This is a genomic window from Streptomyces sp. NBC_00523 (genome assembly GCF_036346615.1).
Taxonomy (GTDB): Bacteria; Actinomycetota; Actinomycetes; order Streptomycetales; family Streptomycetaceae; genus Streptomyces.
This window is the reverse complement of sequence record NZ_CP107836.1, coordinates 5,008,399-5,025,989: the sequence shown is the minus strand read 5'-3', so window position 1 is coordinate 5,025,989 and position 17,591 is coordinate 5,008,399. Positions and strand designations below refer to the sequence as shown.

Genomic DNA, 17,591 nt, shown 5'->3' with positions numbered 1-17,591 from the left:
GGCTGAAAGTGGCCGCGCGGCCAGAATCAAGCCCCTCCAGCGATTGAGGAGCGGGGGTACGGGGGCAGCGCCCCCGGGAACGTCAGCGTCGGGCCACGCCCTCCGCGCGGGCCGCCGCCGCCACCGCGGCCGTGACCGCCGGGGCGACCCGCTCGTCGAACGGCGACGGGATCACGTAGTCCGCCGCCAGCTCATCGCCGACCACGTCGGCCAACGCGTTGGCCGCGGCGATCTTCATGCCCTCCGTGATCCGGGACGCCCGCACCTGCAGCGCCCCCGCGAAGATCCCGGGGAAGGCCAGCACGTTGTTGATCTGGTTCGGGTAGTCCGACCGCCCCGTCGCGACGACGGCCGCGTACTTGTGGGCGATGTCCGGGTGGACCTCCGGGTTCGGGTTGGCCATCGCGAAGACGAAGGCTCCCGGCGCCATCGAGGCGACCGCCGCCTCCGGCACCGTACCGCCGGAAACGCCGATGAAGACGTCGGCGCCCGCCAGCGCCACCTCCAGGGGGCCCGAGATGCCTGCCCGGTTGGTGAGCTCCGCCAGCTCGCGCTTGACGTCGGTCAGGTCCTCGCGGTCCCGGCTCACGATGCCCTTGCGGTCCGCGACCGCCACGTCGCCGAGCCCCGCCTCCAGCAGGAACTTGGCGATGGCGACCCCGGCCGCACCGGCGCCGGAGATCACCGCGCGCAGGTCGCCCAGGCTCCGCCCGGAGAGCTTCGCGGCGTTGCGCAGGGCGGCCAGCGTGACGACGGCCGTGCCGTGCTGGTCGTCGTGGAAGACCGGAATGTCCAGCCGCTCCTGGAGCTTCCGCTCGATCTCGAAGCAGCGCGGCGCCGAGATGTCCTCCAGGTTCACCCCGCCGAAGGAGGGGGCGAGCCGGACGACGGTCTCCACGATCTCGTCCGCGTCGGTGGTCGCGAGCGCGATCGGCACCGCGTCCACCCCGCCGAACTGCTTGAAGAGGATGGCCTTGCCCTCCATCACGGGGAGGGACGCCTCGGGGCCGATGTCGCCGAGGCCGAGCACCGCCGTGCCGTCCGTGACGACGGCGACGACCTGCGACTTCCAGGTGTAGTCGTGGACGAGCTCCGGCTGCTCGGCGATCGCGCTGCACACCTTCGCCACGCCCGGCGTGTACGCGAGGGACAGGTCGTCCCGGTCCCGGATCGGAACGGTGGCCTGCACGGCCATCTTGCCGCCCCGGTGGAGCGCGAAGGCCGGATCGAACGGCTCGTCGGTGGTGCTGTCGGTACTGCTGTCGCTGCGAGGATTGACGATCTCCGCTGCCATGGTGTTGACCCCTTAAGTCTTCATCGTTTGAGGGTGGCCACTCCTGGTTGAGGAGGGGTGGGCGGACCCGCGTACGTGCCCTGCGCCTGGCGGTTGGCCCGCCCCGGCAGGGGGAGGTACGTACGCGCGGGCGCGCCGCACACGCGCCCTGAGCCCCGGATGAGGGGTGTAAAGGTCTTTCTTACCGGACGGACCTGGTCACGGACGAGTCCATATGCGCTCCGTGACATGACTCATAGTGGGCTGCCATTTCAACAGGTCAGCCTCGTGCCGTAGCTGAGTCCGGCACGCGAGACGCGCCGCAGATCCTCCGGCGGTGAGAAGCAAACCCCATAAAAGGTCCGGCCTTGGTGTACCGGCCTCAAGAGGTTCGGGGATCGCCCGTTACCCGATTTTGACATGCCGGGCCCCCTGTTCGGGCTAATCCGCATGGCAACATGCCGTAATCACACAAGGCGGCGACACCCGACGCCGTGTGCCATTACCGCCTGGCGAACCGTCCCCACCTGCCGGAGGAACCCGAACATGACCGCACGCTCCACTCGTCGTACGGCCGCGACCACCCGCATCGCCGCGGTCGGCGCCATCGCGGTCGCCGGCACCATGCTGCTGACCGCCTGTGGCGACCAGACGAAGAACAACGACTCCGGATCGACCAAGGCGAGCACCGGCGCCACCGCCGGTAAGACCTCCCCCGCCGACCTGCTGCCCGCGGACATCAAGTCCAAGGGCGTCATCCGGGTCGGCTCCGACATCGCCTACCCGCCGGTCGAGTTCAAGGACAAGTCCGGCGCGACCGTCGGTATCGACCCCGACCTCGGCGACGCGCTCGGCAAGGTGCTGGGCGTCGAGTTCAAGTTCGAGAACGGCACCTTCGACACCCTGGTCACCGGCCTGCGCGCCAAGCGCTACGACGTCGCGATGTCGGCGATGACGGACAGCAAGGAACGCCAGGAGGGCATCGACCCGGAGACGAAGAAGAAGGTCGGCGAGGGCGTCGACTTCGTGGACTACTTCACCGCCGGTGTCTCGATCTACACCAAGAAGGGCGACGACCAGGGCATCAAGACCTGGGCCGACCTCTGCGGCAAGAAGATCGCCGTCCAGCGCAACACCGTCTCGCACGACCTGGCCAAGGACGAGTCCAAGAAGTGCGCCGGCGGCAAGAAGATCGCCATCGAGACGTACGACACGGACCTGGAGGCCCAGACCCGTATCCGCTCGGGCGGCGCCGACGCCGGCTCCTCCGACTTCCCGGTCGCCGCGTACGCGGTGAAGACCTCGGGCGGCGGCAAGGACTTCCAGATCGTCGGCGACCAGGTCGAGGCGGCCCCGTACGGCATCGCCGTCGCCAAGGGCAACGACAAGCTCACCCAGGCCATCAAGGCGGCCATGGACGAGATCATCAAGAGCGGCGAGTACGACAAGATCATCGCCAAGTGGGGCGTCGAGGCCGGTGCGGTCACCGAGGCCAAGGTGAACGGCGGGTCCTGACCGGATCCGGCGCTGAAAGGCATCAGCCGTGACTGACATCAAGAAGAAGACGGGTCCGGCCGACGAGCCGCCCGCATCCTCCGCCACGGCGGCGGCACCCGCGCCGGAGGCCATCCGGGCCATCCCGGTCCGGCACTACGGCCGGTACGTCGCGGCGCTGGTCGCCATCGCCCTGCTCGCGTCCCTCGTCTACGCCTTCAGCCAGGGCAAGATCAACTGGGGCGCGATCCCGGACTACTTCTTCGACGACCGCATCATCGACGGGGTCGGCCAGACGCTGCTGCTGACCGCCCTGTCGATGCTGATCGGCGTGGTCGGCGGCATCCTGCTCGCCGTCATGCGCCTGTCGAAGAACCCGGTGACCTCGTCCATCGCGTGGTTCTACATCTGGTTCTTCCGGGGCACACCCGTCCTGGTGCAGCTGTTCGTGTGGTTCAACCTGGGACTGGTCTTCGAGTACATCAACCTCGGGCCGATCTACAAGGACTACTGGTCCAGCTTCATGACGCCGCTGCTCACGGCGCTGCTCGGACTCGGCCTCAACGAGGCCGCGTACATGGCGGAGATCTGCCGGGCCGGTCTGCTCTCGGTGGACGAGGGCCAGACCGAGGCGTCGCACGCGCTGGGCATGAGCCACGCCAAGACCCTCCGGCGCGTCGTGATCCCGCAGGCCATGCGGGTGATCGTGCCGCCCACGGGCAACGAGGTCATCAACATGCTGAAGACGACCTCGCTGGTGGCGGCCGTGCAGTTCTACGAACTCTTCAAGAACGCCCAGGACATCGGTCAGGCGTCCGGGGCCCCGGTGGAGATGTACTTCCTCGCCGCGGCCTGGTACTTGATCATGACCTCGGTGCTGAGCGTCGGGCAGTACTACCTGGAGCGGTACTACGCGCGTGGATCGAGCCGCAGCCTGCCGCCGACCCCGTTCCAGAAACTGAGGGCCACCGTGCTCTCGGTGGGCCGCCCGAAGGGAGGCATCGCATGACCGCGATGGTGAAGGCCGAGGGCGTCCACAAGTCCTTCGGCGCCGCGCACATCCTCAAGGGCATCGACCTGGAGGTCGCCCCGCGGGAGGTCTTCTGTCTGATCGGCCCGTCCGGTTCCGGCAAGTCGACGTTCCTGCGGTGCATCAACCACCTGGAGCAGATCAGCGCCGGACGGCTGTACGTCGACGGCGATCTGGTGGGCTACCGCCAGAAGGGCGACAAGCTCTACGAGCTCAAGGACAGCGAAGTCGCCCTGAAGCGCCGGGACATCGGCATGGTCTTCCAGCGCTTCAACCTGTTCCCGCACATGACCGCGCTGGAGAACGTCATGGAGGCGCCCGTCCAGGTGCGCCGCGAGTCCAAGGCGGTCGCCCGGGCCCGTGCCGAGCGGCTGCTCGACCGGGTCGGCCTCCGCGACAAGGCCGGGAACTACCCCTCGCAGCTCTCCGGCGGGCAGCAGCAGCGGGTGGCCATCGCCCGGGCGCTGGCCATGGAGCCGAAGCTGATGCTCTTCGACGAGCCCACCTCGGCGCTCGACCCGGAGCTCGTCGGTGATGTGCTCGACGTGATGCGGGGCCTCGCCGAGGACGGCATGACGATGATCGTCGTCACGCACGAGATGGGCTTCGCCCGCGAGGTCGGCGACGCGCTGGTCTTCATGGACGACGGCGTGGTGGTCGAGTCGGGCCACCCGCGCGACGTCCTGTCCAACCCGCACCACGACCGGACGAAGTCGTTCCTGTCGAAGGTGCTCTAGGCGGTACGGCGAAGGGCGGTACGGACCACGTGGCCCGTACCGCCCTTTCGCCTTCCCCGGTCACTTCCTCGGCAGCAGCTCCGGACGCAGCATCAGCTCGCGCAGCTGGGCGCGGGTGAGCGGCGGGGTCTTGAGGAGCGGTCCCGGCGCGTCGTCGGACTCGAAGCCGGTGCTGTCGCGTACGGCGAGCACGCTTCCGTCCGCGAGGGTGAGCCGAGCGACCAGCTCCGGGCCCCACTGCGGGGTGCCGTCGCCGTAGCTCATGTCGTCGCTCCAGATGGTGAGCACCCGCCCGCCCGACAGCTCCTCGCGGACGCAGTCGGTACGGGCCGGCTCCCCGTTCCCCGGCTTGCACAGGTCTTTGACCTCGGCGCCGCCGCCCAGCTTCTCCCGTACGGCCTTCGCGTCCCTGACGTCGACGGTCAGGTAGCCGACACCGCCGTCCCGGCGGACCGAGTACTGCCCGTCCAGCGGCCCGGTCCTGGAGGGCTCGGTCGGCGGCGGTGAGGCGTGCTTGATGATCTCGGCGAACGACACCTCGTCGAGCCTCTCGATGTCGGTCGGCAGCAGCTCGATCAGCAGGACGTCCCGGGGCGTGCCGCCGGGCTCCTCGGCCAGCGACCCCACGGACGAGGTCCGCGGGGAGGCCGGCCCCGAGGAGAGCTGGGGCACGACGAACGCCCCCGCCGCCACCGCGCACACCCCCGCCACCGACACCGCGGTCCGACGCCGCCACCGGACCCGGCCCGCCTTCGCGTACACGGCCTCCGTGCTGATGACCGGCTGCCCGGCGTCCTCGGCGGCCCGCCCCAGCAGCTCACGCACATCGTCGCTCATACCCCTACCTCCGCCATCTCGGCGCGCAGCGCCGCCAACCCCCGAGCCGTGTGGCTCTTGACCGTGTTCTCCCGCATCCCGAGCATCGCGGCCGTGGCCTCGACGCTCAGGTCCTCCCAGTAGCGCAGCACCAGGACCGCCCGCTGCCTGGGCGTGAGCCGGGCGAGCGCCGCCCGTACCGCCAGGCCGGTGTCCGTGTCGGGTGCCTCGGCGGCCCGCTCGGGCAGTTCCCCGTACGCCTGCTCGCGGCGCCAGAAGCGGCGGCGGCCCGCGATGAAGGTGTTGACCAGGGTCTTGCGCGCGTACGCCTCGATGTTGTCGAGCCGCCCGTACCGCCGCCCGCCCAGCACCACCTTGACCAGGGTCGTCTGGACCAGGTCCTCGGCCTCGTGCCGGTCGCCGCAGAGCAGGAACGCGCTGCGGAACAGGGCGGTGCGCCGGCCCTCCACGAAGGCGTGCAGCGCGGCGTGGTCATCGCTCCGCATCCGGTTGTCCCTCCCCCGGCCCGCGGACGCGGACCGTCTTAACCCTTCCAGTGCGGTGGCCGGCCCGGCGGGTTGCGGCGTGTACGAGGATATTTTTCGGGCGCCGCGACCTCCCGGACGCCCCGCCCCACCCTCGTAATACCCTGTACGCTGAGCGACCCATTACGCCCGCTGCGCACCGCCCCTGGACCGACGCCGTAAGGACACCTCGTGGAACTGGCCTATTACGCGGACTACGCCGTGCGCCTGGTCAACACCGAGCAGCCGGCCCGGAACACGGACACCCTCACCTCGGTCGACGCGGTCCGCGAGCTGTTCGGCCCGAGCGGCTCGGCGGCCCGGCGGGCGACCGACGCGGACGTGACCCGGTTCCGTTCGGTACGGGCCCGGCTGCGCGCGGTGTTCGAGGCGGCCGACACCGGGGACGAGCGGCTGGCGGTGGACCGGCTGAACTCGCTGCTGATGGAGTTCCCGGTCAGCCCGCAGATCTCCGGGCACGAGGAGCGCGACGAGGACGGCCGGCCGGACTGGCACATGCATCTGGCGGACCACCCGTCCAACGCGACCGCGGGGTACGCCGCGATCGCCTCCATGGGCCTGGCCTTCCACCTCACCTCGTACGGCGTGGACCGGCTCGGGCTGTGCGAGGCCGCGCCGTGCCGCAACGCCTATCTGGACACCTCGACCAACCGCTCCCGCCGCTACTGCTCGGACCGCTGCGCGACCCGGGCGAACGTGGCGGCCTACCGGGCCCGCAAGCGCCTGGAGACGGGGCGCGCCGCCGAGACGGGGCGCAGCGCGGAGACCGCCCAGGTCACCACCCCGCGCACCGAGCGCTGATCCTTCGTCAGCGGCCGGTACCGCGCCCGGACCCGGGCCAGCACCAGCTCCTCGGGCACCGCCCCGTAGTCCGTACTGTCCCCGCCCGCGTAGCTGTTGTCCCCCAGCACCCACCAGCCCCCGGCCCGCCGCTCCACGGCCCGCTTCACCACCAGCAGGTCCTGCTGGAACGGGTGGCGCAAAATCACCACGTCACCGGGGCGCACCGGCGCCCCGTACTGCACGAGCAGCCAGTCCCCGTGATGGAGCGTGGGCACCATCGAGGGCCCCGTCACCTCCACCACCTGGAACGGCACCCGCCCCGCCAGCCCGCGCACGGGCTGCTCGTCGGCCGGCTCCGGCACCTCCGGCACCTCCCTCATCTCCGTTTCTCACAGGGTTTCGTACATTCGGCCACGGGACCCACACTCATCCCGGACTTTTGACCTAAGCCCCCGGGGGCACTCGCAAAAACAGGCTTCTCACGGAGTAATGTCCCACCTGAGAAGACGATCACGAGGAAGGACAGCTCAATGCTTTCCCGCCTGTTTGCCCCCAAGGTGAAGGTCAGCGCCCACTGCGACCTGCCCTGCGGCGTGTACGACCCGGCCCAGGCCCGCATCGAGGCGGAGTCCGTCAAGGCCGTCCAGGAGAAGTTCCAGGCCAACGAGGACCCGCACTTCCGGGCCCGCGCCGTGGTCATCAAGGAGCAGCGCGCCGAGCTCGCGAAGCACCACGTCTCGGTGCTGTGGAGCGACTACTTCAAGCCCCCGCACTTCGAGAAGTACCCGGAGCTGCACCAGCTGGTCAACGACACCCTGAAGGCCCTCTCGGCCGCCAAGGGCTCGACCGACCCGGCCACCGGCCAGAAGGCGCTGGACCTGATCGCGGAGATCGACAAGATCTTCTGGGAGACCAAGAAGGCTTGATCTCTGGTTAGGCCGTCTGACCTGCGGTTTCGCTGGTCATGTCGCCTACCGGTCCGCACCCGGTCCGCAGGCCGCCGAGAACGGCGTCCATCACGGACCGGGTGCGGTCTTCTTCCCCCGGCCACAGATGCGCGTAGATCCGCAGCGTGATGACGGCGGACGCGTGGCCGAGGACCATCTGGACCTGTTTGACGCTCGCCCCGCCCGCGATGAGCGCGGAGGCGTAGAAGTGCCGCAGGTCGTGGGTCACCATGTGCGGCAGCTCGACGGGTTTGCGGCCCTCACGCTTGGCTGCTTCGCTCTCCCCCGCCTGGAGCGCCCTACGTGCGCAATTCCACTCGGTTTTCCAGCGGCGGTAGTTGAGCGGTTCCCCCTCCTCCATCGTGAACAGCCACTCCGTGGAGGGGCGCGCGGCGAGGTGCCCGAGGAGCGCGTCGGTGACGACCTCCCCGACCGGAACCGTGCGCCGGGACTTCGTGGTCTTCGGCGGGCCGATCTTCCCCGACTGGAGCCGCTGCCGCTCCACGCGAATGCTCCCGGCCTTGAAGTCGACGTCCGACACCTTCAGGCCCAGCAACTCACCTATGCGCAAGCCTGACCCTGCGAGCACGACGACGGCCGCGCGGATGTAGGGCGGCATCACGCGCGCCATCGCCTCAACCTGAGCGACGGTGGGCGGGGTGACCTCCTCGTCCGGCATGACCGGAAGGGTGATCCGGCGGCACGGGCTGGAGGCGATGACCTTGTCGTCCACCGCCGCCGTCATGACGCGCACGAGGACGTCGTGGACGTTCCGGACGCTGCCGGGGCCGAGTTGGTCGGACAGGTGCTTGAAGAGCACCTGTATGTCATTACGGCGTATCGCCGCCAGTGAGCGGGCGCCCAACGCCGGTACAAGGTGGAGCCGGAGCGCGTTATCGGTGATGCGCTCACCCGCCTCGCTCGCGATGAGCGAGCCCTGCCACCTCTCGGCGTACTTCTGGAACGTGATGCGACCGGCGCGCGGGTCGACGTACTGACCGGTGACCACGCTGGTCGTGACTTCGTCGAGCCAGCGCTGGGCGTCGAGCTTCCGGTCGAAGTGGCGAGCGTGCTCCTTGCCGTCGAGATCACGGTAGCGGGCGCGCCATTTGCCGTTGGGGCGCTTCTGTACGTTCGCCAAGTGGCTTCTCCTCTGTGCTGGTTGTCAGTAGTGGCCCCCGTCCTCGATGTCGCCGCTGAGGACGCGCGCGTCTCGCTCGTCCCCCATGAGGCGGAGGCACTGCTCGTGAATCGCCCGCGAGCTGTCCGGGTGGGCCTTGATGTGGCCGGCGACGGCGACCACGGCACGGTGCAGACGGTCGCGGGCGTCACGGGTTTCGTAGAACGCTTCGACGGCTTCCTGGACGAGCCGTCGGCTGTCGACGTCGAGCCCTTCGAGGGGCGGCGACATCAGTTCTTCGAGGGGGAGCTCGAAGACGCGGGAGAAGGCGAGCGCCTCGTCGAGGTTGATCCGGCGACGGGGTGAGCCGTTCTCGATGCGCCAGACGGCCGTCTGGTTCATCTTCACGCCGGCTCTGGTCACCCGTTCGGCCAGCTCGGTCGTGCTCCACCCTCTGACCTCGCGCTCCAGGGCCACGCGGCCCGCCACGTTGCCTTCGCTGTAGAGCAGCGGCACCTCGCCACTCTCGGGCTTCTCGCTTGCCATCGAACCTCCATCGCGACCGTCGCTATCCAAATTGAAACACGGGCTTCCCGGTTTGGCTAACCGCCGATCATGAGGTACTGATTATGCAGATCGAATCACCACCTAGCCGAATGGGAACGCATGCGATACCTGACGACCGCCGAGGTAGCCGAGCGCTACCGCACCGCCGAGAGCACCGTCCGCTACTGGCGCCATCTCCAGAAGGGACCGCGCGGCATCAAGGTCGGCAAGCGGGTGCTCTACCCCGAGGCCGAACTGCTGCGCTACGAGCGGGCGCTGATCGACGGCGGAGACGAGTGGGGCCTGGCCTCATGAGCCGCCGGACCGCCCGGACACAGGAACGGCCCTCGGCGCGCCTACGCCGAGGGCCGGAGATCCCCTTGCACCTCGGCCATCCCTGAACGAACTGGTCGGGGGCGAGACCTTGCCCGTCTCGTCCCCACCTGAGAGGAACATCTATGAAGGACCCTACGTCCCCCGCCACCTCGAAGGCATCCGGTGTTGCCTGGCCACCGATCGCGGTCCCGGGCCAGGGTCTGCCTCGCGACCGAGAAGCGCGCCCCGCCATCGGAGGCCCGCCCGCCGATGCTCCGAGCCGGAGCTCACGCGATTCGCGACCTGCCGAAACTAGTGCCCCGACAACAGCGTCGGACAGCGCAGGCATTCCTGCTCCAGGCGGACCAGAGTCCCAAGATGGCGGCGGGCCGGCAGGCGAAGGCAGCGCGCTGCTGGACGATCTCCGCACGGCGATCGGGCGGTACGTGGTGCTGCCGAGCGACGAGGCCCTGACCGCCGTCACGCTCTGGGTCGCGGCCTCCCACATCCAGCCCGGCCTCCAGCACGCGCCACGGCTGGCGGTCGTCGGACCGACCAAGGGGTGCGGCAAGTCCCGTCTCCTGGACGTTCTCTACGAGACCGTCCACCAGCCGATGATGACGGTGAACACCTCCCCGGCGGTCGTCTTCCGCGTCATTGGCAAGAACCCGCCGACTCTGCTGGTGGACGAGGCCGACACCATCTTCGGCCCCAAGGCGGGCGACAAGGAGGACCTGCGCGGCCTGCTGAACGCAGGGCACCAGCGCAACCGGCCCGCTTGGCGGATCTCCGGGCCGGAGCACAAGCCGACCGCCTTCCCCACCTTCGCGATGGCGGCGCTGGCCGGCATCGGTGACCTGCCGGACACGATCATGGACCGCGCGATCGTCATCCGGATGCAGAAGCGGAAGCCGGGCGAGCGGATCACCCCGTTCCGTTCGCGGTACTCCGTGCCGGAACTGCACGCGCTTCGCGACCGGCTTGCCAACTGGCTGGTCCCGCTGCGCGGCACCGTCGCGGGCTCGGTGCCGCAGATGCCCGTCGAGGACCGCGCCGCCGACACATGGGAGCCGCTCGTCATCGTCGCCGATCTCGCCGGCGGGTACTGGCCCGCGCGGGCACATGCGGCCTGTCTGGCGATGACGCGCAACGAGGTGGTCCAGGACGAGCAGACGACGTTGAAGACGCGGCTGCTGCGTGACATCCGCCGTGTCTTCGACCAGGAGGCCGGCAAGGAGGCTCTGCGCAGCCAGGACCGTCTCGCGGTGCTCATTCAGGACGCCGAGGCCCCATGGGCGGAGTACGGCACGAAGGGGCTGAACGCGTACCACCTGGCGAATCTGCTGCGTGACTTCGGTATCAGCCCGGCCAACTACCGTTTTGAGAACGGCAGGCAGGCCAAGGCGTACGCCCGCAACCAGTTCGTGGACGCATGGGCCCGCTACTGCCCCGACCCCGCCCTGTCGGCACCCACCGCCAAGGTCCCGGCACATCCGACCCGGGGCAGGCCGCCCGCCCCTCCGTCCGGGACGCTGCCCACCGGCCCGCCGGGAGGGCCCGCAGGCCCCAGGCCCACTCGCTGACACCAGGTCCGCATCAATCCGTCGCATCCGTCCCCGCGCAGGTCAGCGCGGGGACGGATCTCCTCGGCGTTACGGATCACTCCGTACCTGCCTCCGTCTCCGTACCTGTGCTGACCAGCCACGCGACGGATGCGACGGATGCGACGACGGGCCACCCCACACGACTGACGGAGCACCACCATGCCCGAATCGAACGCCGACGACCCCACCTCCCGCCGCCGCAGGAAGTTGTTCAGGCTCACCCGACGACCAGCAGCAAGCTGGAGCGAACGAGCCTCTAACGAGGCTTCGTCCGCGCTTGCCCCCGCCTCAGGGATGGCGGAGGACAAGGCCGAGCGCCAGGGGGCGCCCGAGCCGAAGGAGGGGGTGGCCGAGGACTCCGGCCGGCCCTCAGCCGACTCCGCTCCTCCCAGTAGTCCGGCCGATGCCCCACCGCTCGTCGAGCAGCTCTCCTGGCGGGATCTCGACGCCCCTGCCCTGCCCGCGCAGATGAACCGCAAGCGCACCGTGGAGAAGCGCGACCAGGAGAAGACCATCCGCTTTACACGCACCGCAGTCCAGGTGATCAGCGCCGCCGCTCACCAGCGCGGTCAGAGGTTCGCCGGATTCGTCGGAGACGCGGCCCTGGCTGTTGCGCAGGGCAAAGCGGAGATGGTCGGCAGTCCGGAGGACGATCCACTGCGCCCGCTGATCGAGGCCGTCGAGGCGCACACGGTCGCGCTGAACCGCATCGGCGGCAACCTCAACCAGATCACCGCAGCCATCAACCGAGGAACCGTGCCCGAGCGCGCCGAGGAGGTCCTCGACCGCGTCGAGCAAGCAGCACAGACCAGCTTCCACCTCATCGACCAGCTCTTGACAAACGGCACGGTTCATGGTTCCTGACGTCTCCACCGGCTCCGACAGCCGCGGACTGATCGCCTATCTCTTCGGCCCTGGGCGCCGCGACGAGCACACCAACCCCCACATCGTCGCCGCCTGGGACATGGCCGGCGCTCCCGACCCCGGCCGCGACCCGGCAGCCACCTACTCCCAGCTCGCCAGGCGACTCGACCACCACGTCGACCTCCGCACCCGCGAGCTGGGCGGCAAGAAGCCACCGCAGCACGTCTGGCACTGCCCGGTCCGCACCGCCCCCGGCGACCGCTACCTCACAGACACCGAGTGGGCCGAGGTCGCCCGCCGCGTCGTGCACGCCACAGGAATCGCCCCCGAAGGCGACGAGAAGGCATGCCGATGGATCGCGGTCCGGCACGCCGACGACCACATCCACATCATGGCCACCACCGTCCGCGCTGACGGCCGCATACCTCGAACCCACCGGGGCGGGCAGAGGGCACAAGCCGAATGTCGAAAGATCGAGAAGGAAATGGGGCTCCGTCAACTCATGAAGGGAGATGGCACCGCGCCCAAGACTCCGACTGGTGCCGAGCGCGCCAAGGCGGAGCGCCAGGGCCGTGCCGTGACCACTCGCGCCTGGCTGCGCGAACAAGCCCACACCGCCGCTGCGGCGTCACGCAACGAGGAGGACTACTTCTCGATCTTGACCGATCTGGGCATCACGGTCCACACCCGCATCGGTCCCGAAACCGGTGACGTCATTGGGTACAGCCTTTCAACCTCCGGTGACACTGCTGCCGGTGAGCCGGTTAAGTTCGGCGGCTCCAAACTCTCACCTGACCTGTCGATCCACCGCCTGCGCGAACGCTTCACCTCGCAGCCAGACGCCCCCTTGACCGCGCCACCGGCCCATCCGTGGCGCCAGGCCGAACGCTCTCTGCGCATCGCACACGCTGCCATCACGGACCCGAACGGTGACGTGCACCGGGCTCAGGGCGAAATTGCGGCATTCGGCGACTTCCTCCACACATCAGCCCTGCACGTACCCCATCCTCTGCGCGCTGAGATACAGGCCGCGGCCAGCGCATTCAATCGCGCCAACCGGTCCATGATCCGCGCCGACCACCGGGCAGGGTACGCCCTGCGCAAGGCAGGACAGGAACTTCTCTATGGCACCAACAGCGCGGGCGACTTCGTCATCGCCGTACTCGCCGCCACCGTCCACTTGGCCCTCGCCGCCTCCCACTGGCACGAGCAGCGCGAGCACCACCAGCAGGCAGCCGCCGCCCAGCAGGCCCACGCCCGCCTCCGCAGCACCTACGAGGCACAGGCTGCACCCATCCTGTCCGAACTGATCCGTCGTACCCCGCCCACCGAAACCGTCGCGCGCTACGAGGGCGTCCTGCGGACGACTCTCCCCGCCCAAGCCGAACGAATCCTGGCCGACCCCGCGTGGCCTGCTCTGACCACTGCCCTGCGCCGTGCAGAGGCTGGCAGCTACTCGCCGGCCTCTGTTCTCACCGCAGCCGCTGAAGGACGTGAACTCGACACCGCCGACCACCCTGCCCAGGTGCTGATCTGGCGGCTCGACAACGCGTCAAACCGACGACTCGCAGCCGCGAAGGCAAGCAGCACAATGGCTATAGAGCCGAGCACGCTGGCGGTCGTGCCTGCCGACACCAAAGTTCCTCCCTCGCGTCGGCGTGGGCGATGATGCCCCAACCGGGCGGTCGGATTCTCGTCAAAGTGACATGCTGGACACTTCACTGGAACAAGGGAGTTGGGCTCATGCAGTGGACCGTCCATGGCGAGCGGCAGATCTACAACAACCCATGGGTGAATCTCTGGCTTGTCGACGTTCAGCAGCCTGACGGTCGGCGGTGGGAACACCATGTGGTCCGGATGCGGCACCTGGCCGTAGCGGCCGTGGTCGACGACCAGAAGCGCGTGCTGATGATGTGGCGGCACCGGTTCATCACCGACACCTGGGGCTGGGAGCTTCCGATGGGTCTCATCGAGGCCGATGAGACCCCGGAACAGGCTGCTGCCCGCGAGGCCGAGGAGGAGACCGGCTGGCGGGTGAAGGGCGTCAAGCCGCTCGTGTACGCGCAACCAGCGAACGGCATCACGGATTCCGAGCACTTCGTCTTTCGTGCCGAGCCCGCCTCGTATGCGGGCCCACCGACCGAATTGAACGAGTCAGACCGAATCGAGTGGGTTCCGATCTCGGAGATCAGGGGCATGATCGACCGTCGCGAGATCGTCAGCAGCGGCAGCCTGGTCGGTCTGCTGTATCTGCTGCTGGACGAGGCGACCGGCGGCTCGTAAGGGTCAGCCGAGGGCCTCACGCATGCGTTGCTCGAAGGCGAGGACGGGGGCTTCGCGTGCGTAGGGCAGCATTCGGCGGTGAAGCTCTTGGACGTGGCCGCTCACTCGTGGCGAGTCAATGGCTGCGGCGAGGTCGAGGGCGAGGCCGGCGCTGGTGCATGCCTCGTCGAGTTTGCCCAGCTGGAGCTGGGCGCTGGCCAGCCAGTAGGCGTGGAAAGCTCGGCCTCGCTGCTGGTCGGTATTTTCTCGACGCAAGCCCTCGGCGATGAGGGGTTCGGCGCGGGCTGGTTCGCCGAGGCGCGCGTAGGCGATGCCTGTGTCGACGAGGAGTTTCGTCTCGTCGAAGTACTGGACCCAGTCAGGCGCCTCGGTCTCATGTCCCCGTGAGCGTTCGTACTGCGCACGGGAGCGATCAACGGCCTGGTGGCAAGCCTGAGCATCTCGAAGGGCAGCGTGGGCGAACGCTTCACGCAAGTGCAGCATCGACATGACGAGCGGCTGTTCCCCGGCGGCGCGGGCGGCGTCCTGGGCACGGCATGCAAGGGCCACGGCATCGCTCGGGTTGCCGTCGTAGGTGGCCAGAAGGCTCATGCAGGACAGCACATTGGCCATGAAGAGGCTGTCGCCTTGGGTGTGGGAAAGCTTGAGCGCTTGGGTGAAGTAGGTGCGGGCGGTGCTGTACTGACGGGCATCGAAATAGGCCCAGCCGGAAAGCCGTGCCAGCTCGGCCGCGACCCCTTGGAGGTCGTGCCGTAACCCAGCCTCGGCAGAATCGAGTAGACGGCCGACATAGCGCAGATGCCCCACGACGGCCGGCCGCAGGGTCGCGCCGCCGTGTGCGTTGTCGCGCCGCCAGTAGTCCTGGACCGAGGAGCGCAGGGCCGTGAGGGTGGAACGGGATGCGCGGCCGTCGACCAAGGCAAGTAGGTCATCCAATTCCTCTGCCGTTTCGGTGCGCTGAGGCTCGCGTGGTACAGCAGGAAGTGGCTCGGGCGGCCTCTCCTCGGTGATGGAGGAGGCAGGGATCTCCCAAGGGCGGTGGGCCAGGCCGAGCATTGCACCGGGGATGCGAAGGCCGTCAGCGACGCGTTCGATCACGTCGATATGTGCCAGGCCGCGTCGCCCCGCCATGATCTCGCCGACTCTGCTCGGCGTCATGCCGCACAGTGCCGCGACCCGCGACGGATAGATCCCGGCCTTGACCTTGACCAGCCGGAAGATGCGGGCGAAGTCCCTGCTGCGACAGGCTTCCTGCCACTCCGCACTGGCCAGCAGTCCGGCCGGCAGAGCCCGGTGTTCCTGCGAGCGTGCCACTCATCCCCCTCACTCGCCCGTACGGACGGGCTGCCATGGGACCGACTGCCAAAGAGATTACCCACGTTGGGTAACCACGGTGACCTGACTCTGTGATCGTCGCGGCAGTGAACTTGTGTCTCACAACCCGCCCGCGACGAGGGGACGCGATGCACGCGATGACGACGTACGACCGACAGACCACCCCGTTGCGGTGGCAGATGCAGTTCAGCCCGGTACGCAAGTGCGTGCCTCTGGCCCGCGCCCTCGTCTCCAAGACGCTCGCCAGCTGGGGATACGGCCAGGAGTGCATTGACCGGGTGGTCCTCGTCTGCGGAGAGCTCTCTGCCAATGCCGTCGAACACGGCGGCAGACGAGGACACCTCTTCGAAGTTCGACTGACGGTTGACGGCCCACACTGCCTGGTCGAAGTCTCCGATGCTGGCCGCACCCCTCCCCGCCCCATCCAGGCCGGGGAGGACGACGAAGGCGGCCGGGGCCTGCTTCTCGTCGCAGCGCTCTCTGAAGAAACCGGCCACCACGACCGCCACCCGATCGGCAAGACCGTCTGGGCCCGCCTGGTCCTCAGCAGCCCGAGCGAGGAGTCCACATGCACGAGCTGATCGCTGCCCCGTACCTCGACCACCACCTCCTCGTACGGCCGGGCAACCCGAAGGCAGCACGCGTTCCCGCCTCCCGGTACGACGAACTGCACTCCGCATCGGGTACCTCAGCAGTGCCCGCGTGGCTGGCCGACGTGGCCCGTCAGGCTTGGAAGATCGATCTCAGCGACCGACGCCTCGATGAAACTGTGCTGGTTCGTTCCCGCTCTCCATATGCATACGGGCGCGCCTCGTACGAGCTGAACCTCGGCTGCAACTACGACTGCGAACACTGCTACCTCGGCCTGAAGCAATTCGCCGGCCTGGAGTGGCCTGAGCGTGAGCGCCTGCTGCACGCCATCAGGGACTCGGGGGTGCTTTGGCTCCAGCTCACAGGCGGTGAGCCGATGATCGACAAGCTGTTCCCCGAGACGTACCGGCTGGCGTACGAGCTGGGCATGATGGTCGAGATCCTCACCAATGGCTCGCGTCTCGCCGCACCGAAGAACCTCGCCCTGCTGACTCGCTTGAGGCCGAACCGGATCACACTCAGCCTGTACGGGGCCACCGCAGAGTCCTACGACGGGCTGACCCGGCGCCGGGGCGCGTACCGCATGTTCGTTAAAGGACTGGGTGCAGCCCACGAAGCTGGGCTACCCCTCGATCTGGCCTTGATCATCACGCGGCACAACGCCCACGAGGCCGACCAGATGCGCGCCTTCGCCGGCCGCTACGACCTGCCGTACCGCGAATACACCCACATGTCGCCGACCATCTACGGCGGCGCGGAAACCCTCGCCACCCAGGCCCCGGACCACCTCGCAGATCGCGAACCCTTCAACGGCTGCAACGCCGGCCACACCTTCTTCCACGTTGACCCGCACGGCATGGCGACCATCTGCAAGGTCGGCCGTGACGAGGCGATCCCCCTCATGACCACGGGAGTCGAGGGCCTGAGCCGCCTCGGCGGCATCGCCGACTCCCTGATGCTTCGCACCGGTGGCTGCACCGGCTGCCAGCTCTCCGGCACCTGCCGGGTCTGCCGGCCGCTGGCCAAGGTCTACCAGGAGGCGAAGGCACCACTGGACAGGTACTGCCAACACGCGACTACAAGGAGCTGAACCATGACCGCCGTAGCAGTCGAGATCGCCCCCATCCGCCCGCCGTCCGAGCCTGATGCGGAGATCGTCCTCATCGACGACGTGGACGCCTTCGCTGCGGCCACCACGCCCGGCTGCGGGGACGACAACCCGTACAACTGACCATCCCTTCAGGGGCTTTCGGCGGCACCTCGCGCCGGAGGCCCCTGTTGGCGCGTAGATCTGGAAACCTGACGGCC

Annotated in this window: 20 protein-coding genes; 13 read left to right on the top strand and 7 right to left on the bottom strand. The window is 68.7% G+C overall.

Going from position 1 to position 17,591, the window contains the following annotated elements:
- Positions 1–82: 82 nt before the first annotated feature.
- Positions 83–1,294, bottom strand: a complete 1,212-nt coding sequence (locus OHS17_RS23020) for an NAD(P)-dependent malic enzyme (RefSeq protein WP_018102718.1) — start codon at positions 1,292–1,294, stop codon at positions 83–85.
- A 525-nt stretch (positions 1,295–1,819) separates the two neighbouring features.
- On the opposite strand from OHS17_RS23020, the gene OHS17_RS23015 reads away from it, so the two are divergent.
- From OHS17_RS23015 to OHS17_RS23005, 3 genes are read left to right on the top strand one after another with little or no spacing between them, the layout of a single operon-like run.
- A complete protein-coding gene (locus OHS17_RS23015) occupies positions 1,820–2,788 on the top strand; it encodes an ABC transporter substrate-binding protein (protein ID WP_330313675.1) in 969 nt (322 codons plus the stop codon).
- Between the two features lie 28 nt (positions 2,789–2,816).
- Positions 2,817–3,776 carry an amino acid ABC transporter permease gene (locus OHS17_RS23010; protein ID WP_330313674.1) on the top strand — a complete coding sequence of 320 codons (960 nt, stop codon included), beginning with the start codon at positions 2,817–2,819 and terminating at the stop codon, positions 3,774–3,776.
- Entirely contained in the window at positions 3,773–4,534 is a 762-nt protein-coding gene (locus OHS17_RS23005; protein ID WP_018102721.1) for an amino acid ABC transporter ATP-binding protein, read from the top strand. Before OHS17_RS23010 ends, OHS17_RS23005 begins: the two co-directional genes overlap by 4 nt.
- A 60-nt stretch (positions 4,535–4,594) precedes the next feature.
- Here the strand turns inward: OHS17_RS23005 and OHS17_RS23000 are convergent, their stop codons facing one another.
- Together OHS17_RS23000 and OHS17_RS22995 are read right to left on the bottom strand one after the other, a co-directional pair.
- Positions 4,595–5,371, bottom strand: coding sequence for a hypothetical protein (locus OHS17_RS23000; protein ID WP_330313673.1), 777 nt, complete (start codon positions 5,369–5,371; stop codon positions 4,595–4,597).
- Positions 5,368–5,856 (bottom strand): SigE family RNA polymerase sigma factor, encoded by a 489-nt coding sequence (locus OHS17_RS22995; RefSeq protein WP_330313672.1) that lies wholly within the window; start codon positions 5,854–5,856, stop codon positions 5,368–5,370. Before OHS17_RS22995 ends, OHS17_RS23000 begins: the two co-directional genes overlap by 4 nt.
- A gap of 210 nt (positions 5,857–6,066) precedes the next feature.
- Between OHS17_RS22995 and OHS17_RS22990 the strand changes: the two genes are divergently transcribed.
- Positions 6,067–6,696 (top strand): CGNR zinc finger domain-containing protein, encoded by a 630-nt coding sequence (locus OHS17_RS22990; protein ID WP_330313671.1) that lies wholly within the window; start codon positions 6,067–6,069, stop codon positions 6,694–6,696.
- Here OHS17_RS22990 and sodX read toward each other — a convergent pair.
- Positions 6,600–7,058 carry a nickel-type superoxide dismutase maturation protease gene (sodX, locus tag OHS17_RS22985; protein WP_330313670.1) on the bottom strand — a complete coding sequence of 153 codons (459 nt, stop codon included), beginning with the start codon at positions 7,056–7,058 and terminating at the stop codon, positions 6,600–6,602. The two genes, OHS17_RS22990 and sodX, sit on opposite strands and share 97 nt — an antisense overlap.
- Positions 7,059–7,208: 150 nt before the next feature.
- On the opposite strand from sodX, the gene sodN reads away from it, so the two are divergent.
- The gene (gene sodN / locus OHS17_RS22980; protein WP_018102729.1) at positions 7,209–7,604 is read left to right on the top strand and encodes a superoxide dismutase, Ni; all 396 of its coding nucleotides are present in this window, start codon (positions 7,209–7,211) and stop codon (positions 7,602–7,604) included.
- A gap of 7 nt (positions 7,605–7,611) precedes the next feature.
- Here the strand turns inward: sodN and OHS17_RS22975 are convergent, their stop codons facing one another.
- Complete coding sequence (locus tag OHS17_RS22975; protein WP_330313669.1) at positions 7,612–8,766, bottom strand: tyrosine-type recombinase/integrase; 1,155 nt, start codon at positions 8,764–8,766, stop codon at positions 7,612–7,614.
- Positions 8,767–8,790: 24 nt separating this feature from the next.
- Complete coding sequence (locus OHS17_RS22970) at positions 8,791–9,291, bottom strand: helix-turn-helix transcriptional regulator (RefSeq protein ID WP_161122235.1); 501 nt, start codon at positions 9,289–9,291, stop codon at positions 8,791–8,793.
- Positions 9,292–9,411: 120 nt separating this feature from the next.
- Here OHS17_RS22970 and OHS17_RS22965 point away from each other — a divergent pair, with 120 nt between their 5' ends.
- The 5 genes from OHS17_RS22965 to OHS17_RS22945 all read left to right on the top strand — a co-directional run bounded on the left by OHS17_RS22965 (position 9,412) and on the right by OHS17_RS22945 (position 14,357).
- Positions 9,412–9,606 carry a helix-turn-helix transcriptional regulator gene (locus OHS17_RS22965; RefSeq protein ID WP_330313668.1) on the top strand — a complete coding sequence of 65 codons (195 nt, stop codon included), beginning with the start codon at positions 9,412–9,414 and terminating at the stop codon, positions 9,604–9,606.
- Positions 9,607–9,749: 143 nt separating this feature from the next.
- Complete coding sequence (locus tag OHS17_RS22960; RefSeq protein ID WP_330313667.1) at positions 9,750–11,189, top strand: DUF3631 domain-containing protein; 1,440 nt, start codon at positions 9,750–9,752, stop codon at positions 11,187–11,189.
- A gap of 315 nt (positions 11,190–11,504) precedes the next feature.
- Positions 11,505–12,074, top strand: a complete 570-nt coding sequence (locus OHS17_RS22955) for a hypothetical protein (protein WP_330315333.1) — start codon at positions 11,505–11,507, stop codon at positions 12,072–12,074.
- Positions 12,064–13,743, top strand: a complete 1,680-nt coding sequence (locus tag OHS17_RS22950) for a relaxase/mobilization nuclease domain-containing protein (protein WP_330313666.1) — start codon at positions 12,064–12,066, stop codon at positions 13,741–13,743. Before OHS17_RS22955 ends, OHS17_RS22950 begins: the two co-directional genes overlap by 11 nt.
- 74 nt (positions 13,744–13,817) lie before the next feature.
- Complete coding sequence (locus OHS17_RS22945) at positions 13,818–14,357, top strand: NUDIX hydrolase (RefSeq protein WP_030730888.1); 540 nt, start codon at positions 13,818–13,820, stop codon at positions 14,355–14,357.
- Between the two features lie 3 nt (positions 14,358–14,360).
- On the opposite strand, the gene OHS17_RS22940 is transcribed toward OHS17_RS22945, so the two are convergent.
- Positions 14,361–15,671, bottom strand: a complete 1,311-nt coding sequence (locus OHS17_RS22940; RefSeq protein WP_330313665.1) for a helix-turn-helix domain-containing protein — start codon at positions 15,669–15,671, stop codon at positions 14,361–14,363.
- Between the two features lie 149 nt (positions 15,672–15,820).
- On the opposite strand from OHS17_RS22940, the gene OHS17_RS22935 reads away from it, so the two are divergent.
- Genes OHS17_RS22935 through OHS17_RS22925 form a run of 3 tightly spaced genes read left to right on the top strand, consistent with a single transcriptional unit; the run spans position 15,821 to position 17,514 of the window.
- Positions 15,821–16,273: an ATP-binding protein gene (locus tag OHS17_RS22935; protein ID WP_330313664.1), complete on the top strand. Its 453-nt coding sequence runs from the start codon at positions 15,821–15,823 to the stop codon at positions 16,271–16,273.
- Positions 16,261–17,373: a radical SAM protein gene (locus OHS17_RS22930; protein ID WP_330313663.1), complete on the top strand. Its 1,113-nt coding sequence runs from the start codon at positions 16,261–16,263 to the stop codon at positions 17,371–17,373. Before OHS17_RS22935 ends, OHS17_RS22930 begins: the two co-directional genes overlap by 13 nt.
- Positions 17,374–17,376: 3 nt before the next feature.
- Entirely contained in the window at positions 17,377–17,514 is a 138-nt protein-coding gene (locus tag OHS17_RS22925) for a hypothetical protein (protein WP_167398098.1), read from the top strand.
- Positions 17,515–17,591: the final 77 nt, after the last annotated feature.

Bases quoted from the DNA above. Each gene is read 5' to 3' on its own strand.
- OHS17_RS23015 (WP_330313675.1), top strand. From the start codon at position 1,820: ATGACCGCACGCTCCACTCGTCGTACGGCCGCGACCACCCGCATCGCC.
- OHS17_RS22960 (WP_330313667.1), top strand. From the start codon at position 9,750: ATGAAGGACCCTACGTCCCCCGCCACCTCGAAGGCATCCGGTGTTGCC.
- OHS17_RS23020 (WP_018102718.1), bottom strand. From the start codon at position 1,294: ATGGCAGCGGAGATCGTCAATCCTCGCAGCGACAGCAGTACCGACAGC.
- OHS17_RS22945 (WP_030730888.1), top strand. From the start codon at position 13,818: ATGCAGTGGACCGTCCATGGCGAGCGGCAGATCTACAACAACCCATGG.
- OHS17_RS22950 (WP_330313666.1), top strand. From the start codon at position 12,064: ATGGTTCCTGACGTCTCCACCGGCTCCGACAGCCGCGGACTGATCGCC.
- OHS17_RS22965 (WP_330313668.1), top strand. From the start codon at position 9,412: ATGCGATACCTGACGACCGCCGAGGTAGCCGAGCGCTACCGCACCGCC.
- OHS17_RS22955 (WP_330315333.1), top strand. From the start codon at position 11,505: ATGGCGGAGGACAAGGCCGAGCGCCAGGGGGCGCCCGAGCCGAAGGAG.
- sodN (WP_018102729.1), top strand. From the start codon at position 7,209: ATGCTTTCCCGCCTGTTTGCCCCCAAGGTGAAGGTCAGCGCCCACTGC.
- OHS17_RS23000 (WP_330313673.1), bottom strand. From the start codon at position 5,371: ATGAGCGACGATGTGCGTGAGCTGCTGGGGCGGGCCGCCGAGGACGCC.
- sodX (WP_330313670.1), bottom strand. From the start codon at position 7,058: ATGAGGGAGGTGCCGGAGGTGCCGGAGCCGGCCGACGAGCAGCCCGTG.
- OHS17_RS22970 (WP_161122235.1), bottom strand. From the start codon at position 9,291: ATGGCAAGCGAGAAGCCCGAGAGTGGCGAGGTGCCGCTGCTCTACAGC.
- OHS17_RS22925 (WP_167398098.1), top strand. From the start codon at position 17,377: ATGACCGCCGTAGCAGTCGAGATCGCCCCCATCCGCCCGCCGTCCGAG.
- OHS17_RS22995 (WP_330313672.1), bottom strand. From the start codon at position 5,856: ATGCGGAGCGATGACCACGCCGCGCTGCACGCCTTCGTGGAGGGCCGG.
- OHS17_RS22935 (WP_330313664.1), top strand. From the start codon at position 15,821: ATGCACGCGATGACGACGTACGACCGACAGACCACCCCGTTGCGGTGG.
- OHS17_RS22930 (WP_330313663.1), top strand. From the start codon at position 16,261: ATGCACGAGCTGATCGCTGCCCCGTACCTCGACCACCACCTCCTCGTA.
- OHS17_RS23005 (WP_018102721.1), top strand. From the start codon at position 3,773: ATGACCGCGATGGTGAAGGCCGAGGGCGTCCACAAGTCCTTCGGCGCC.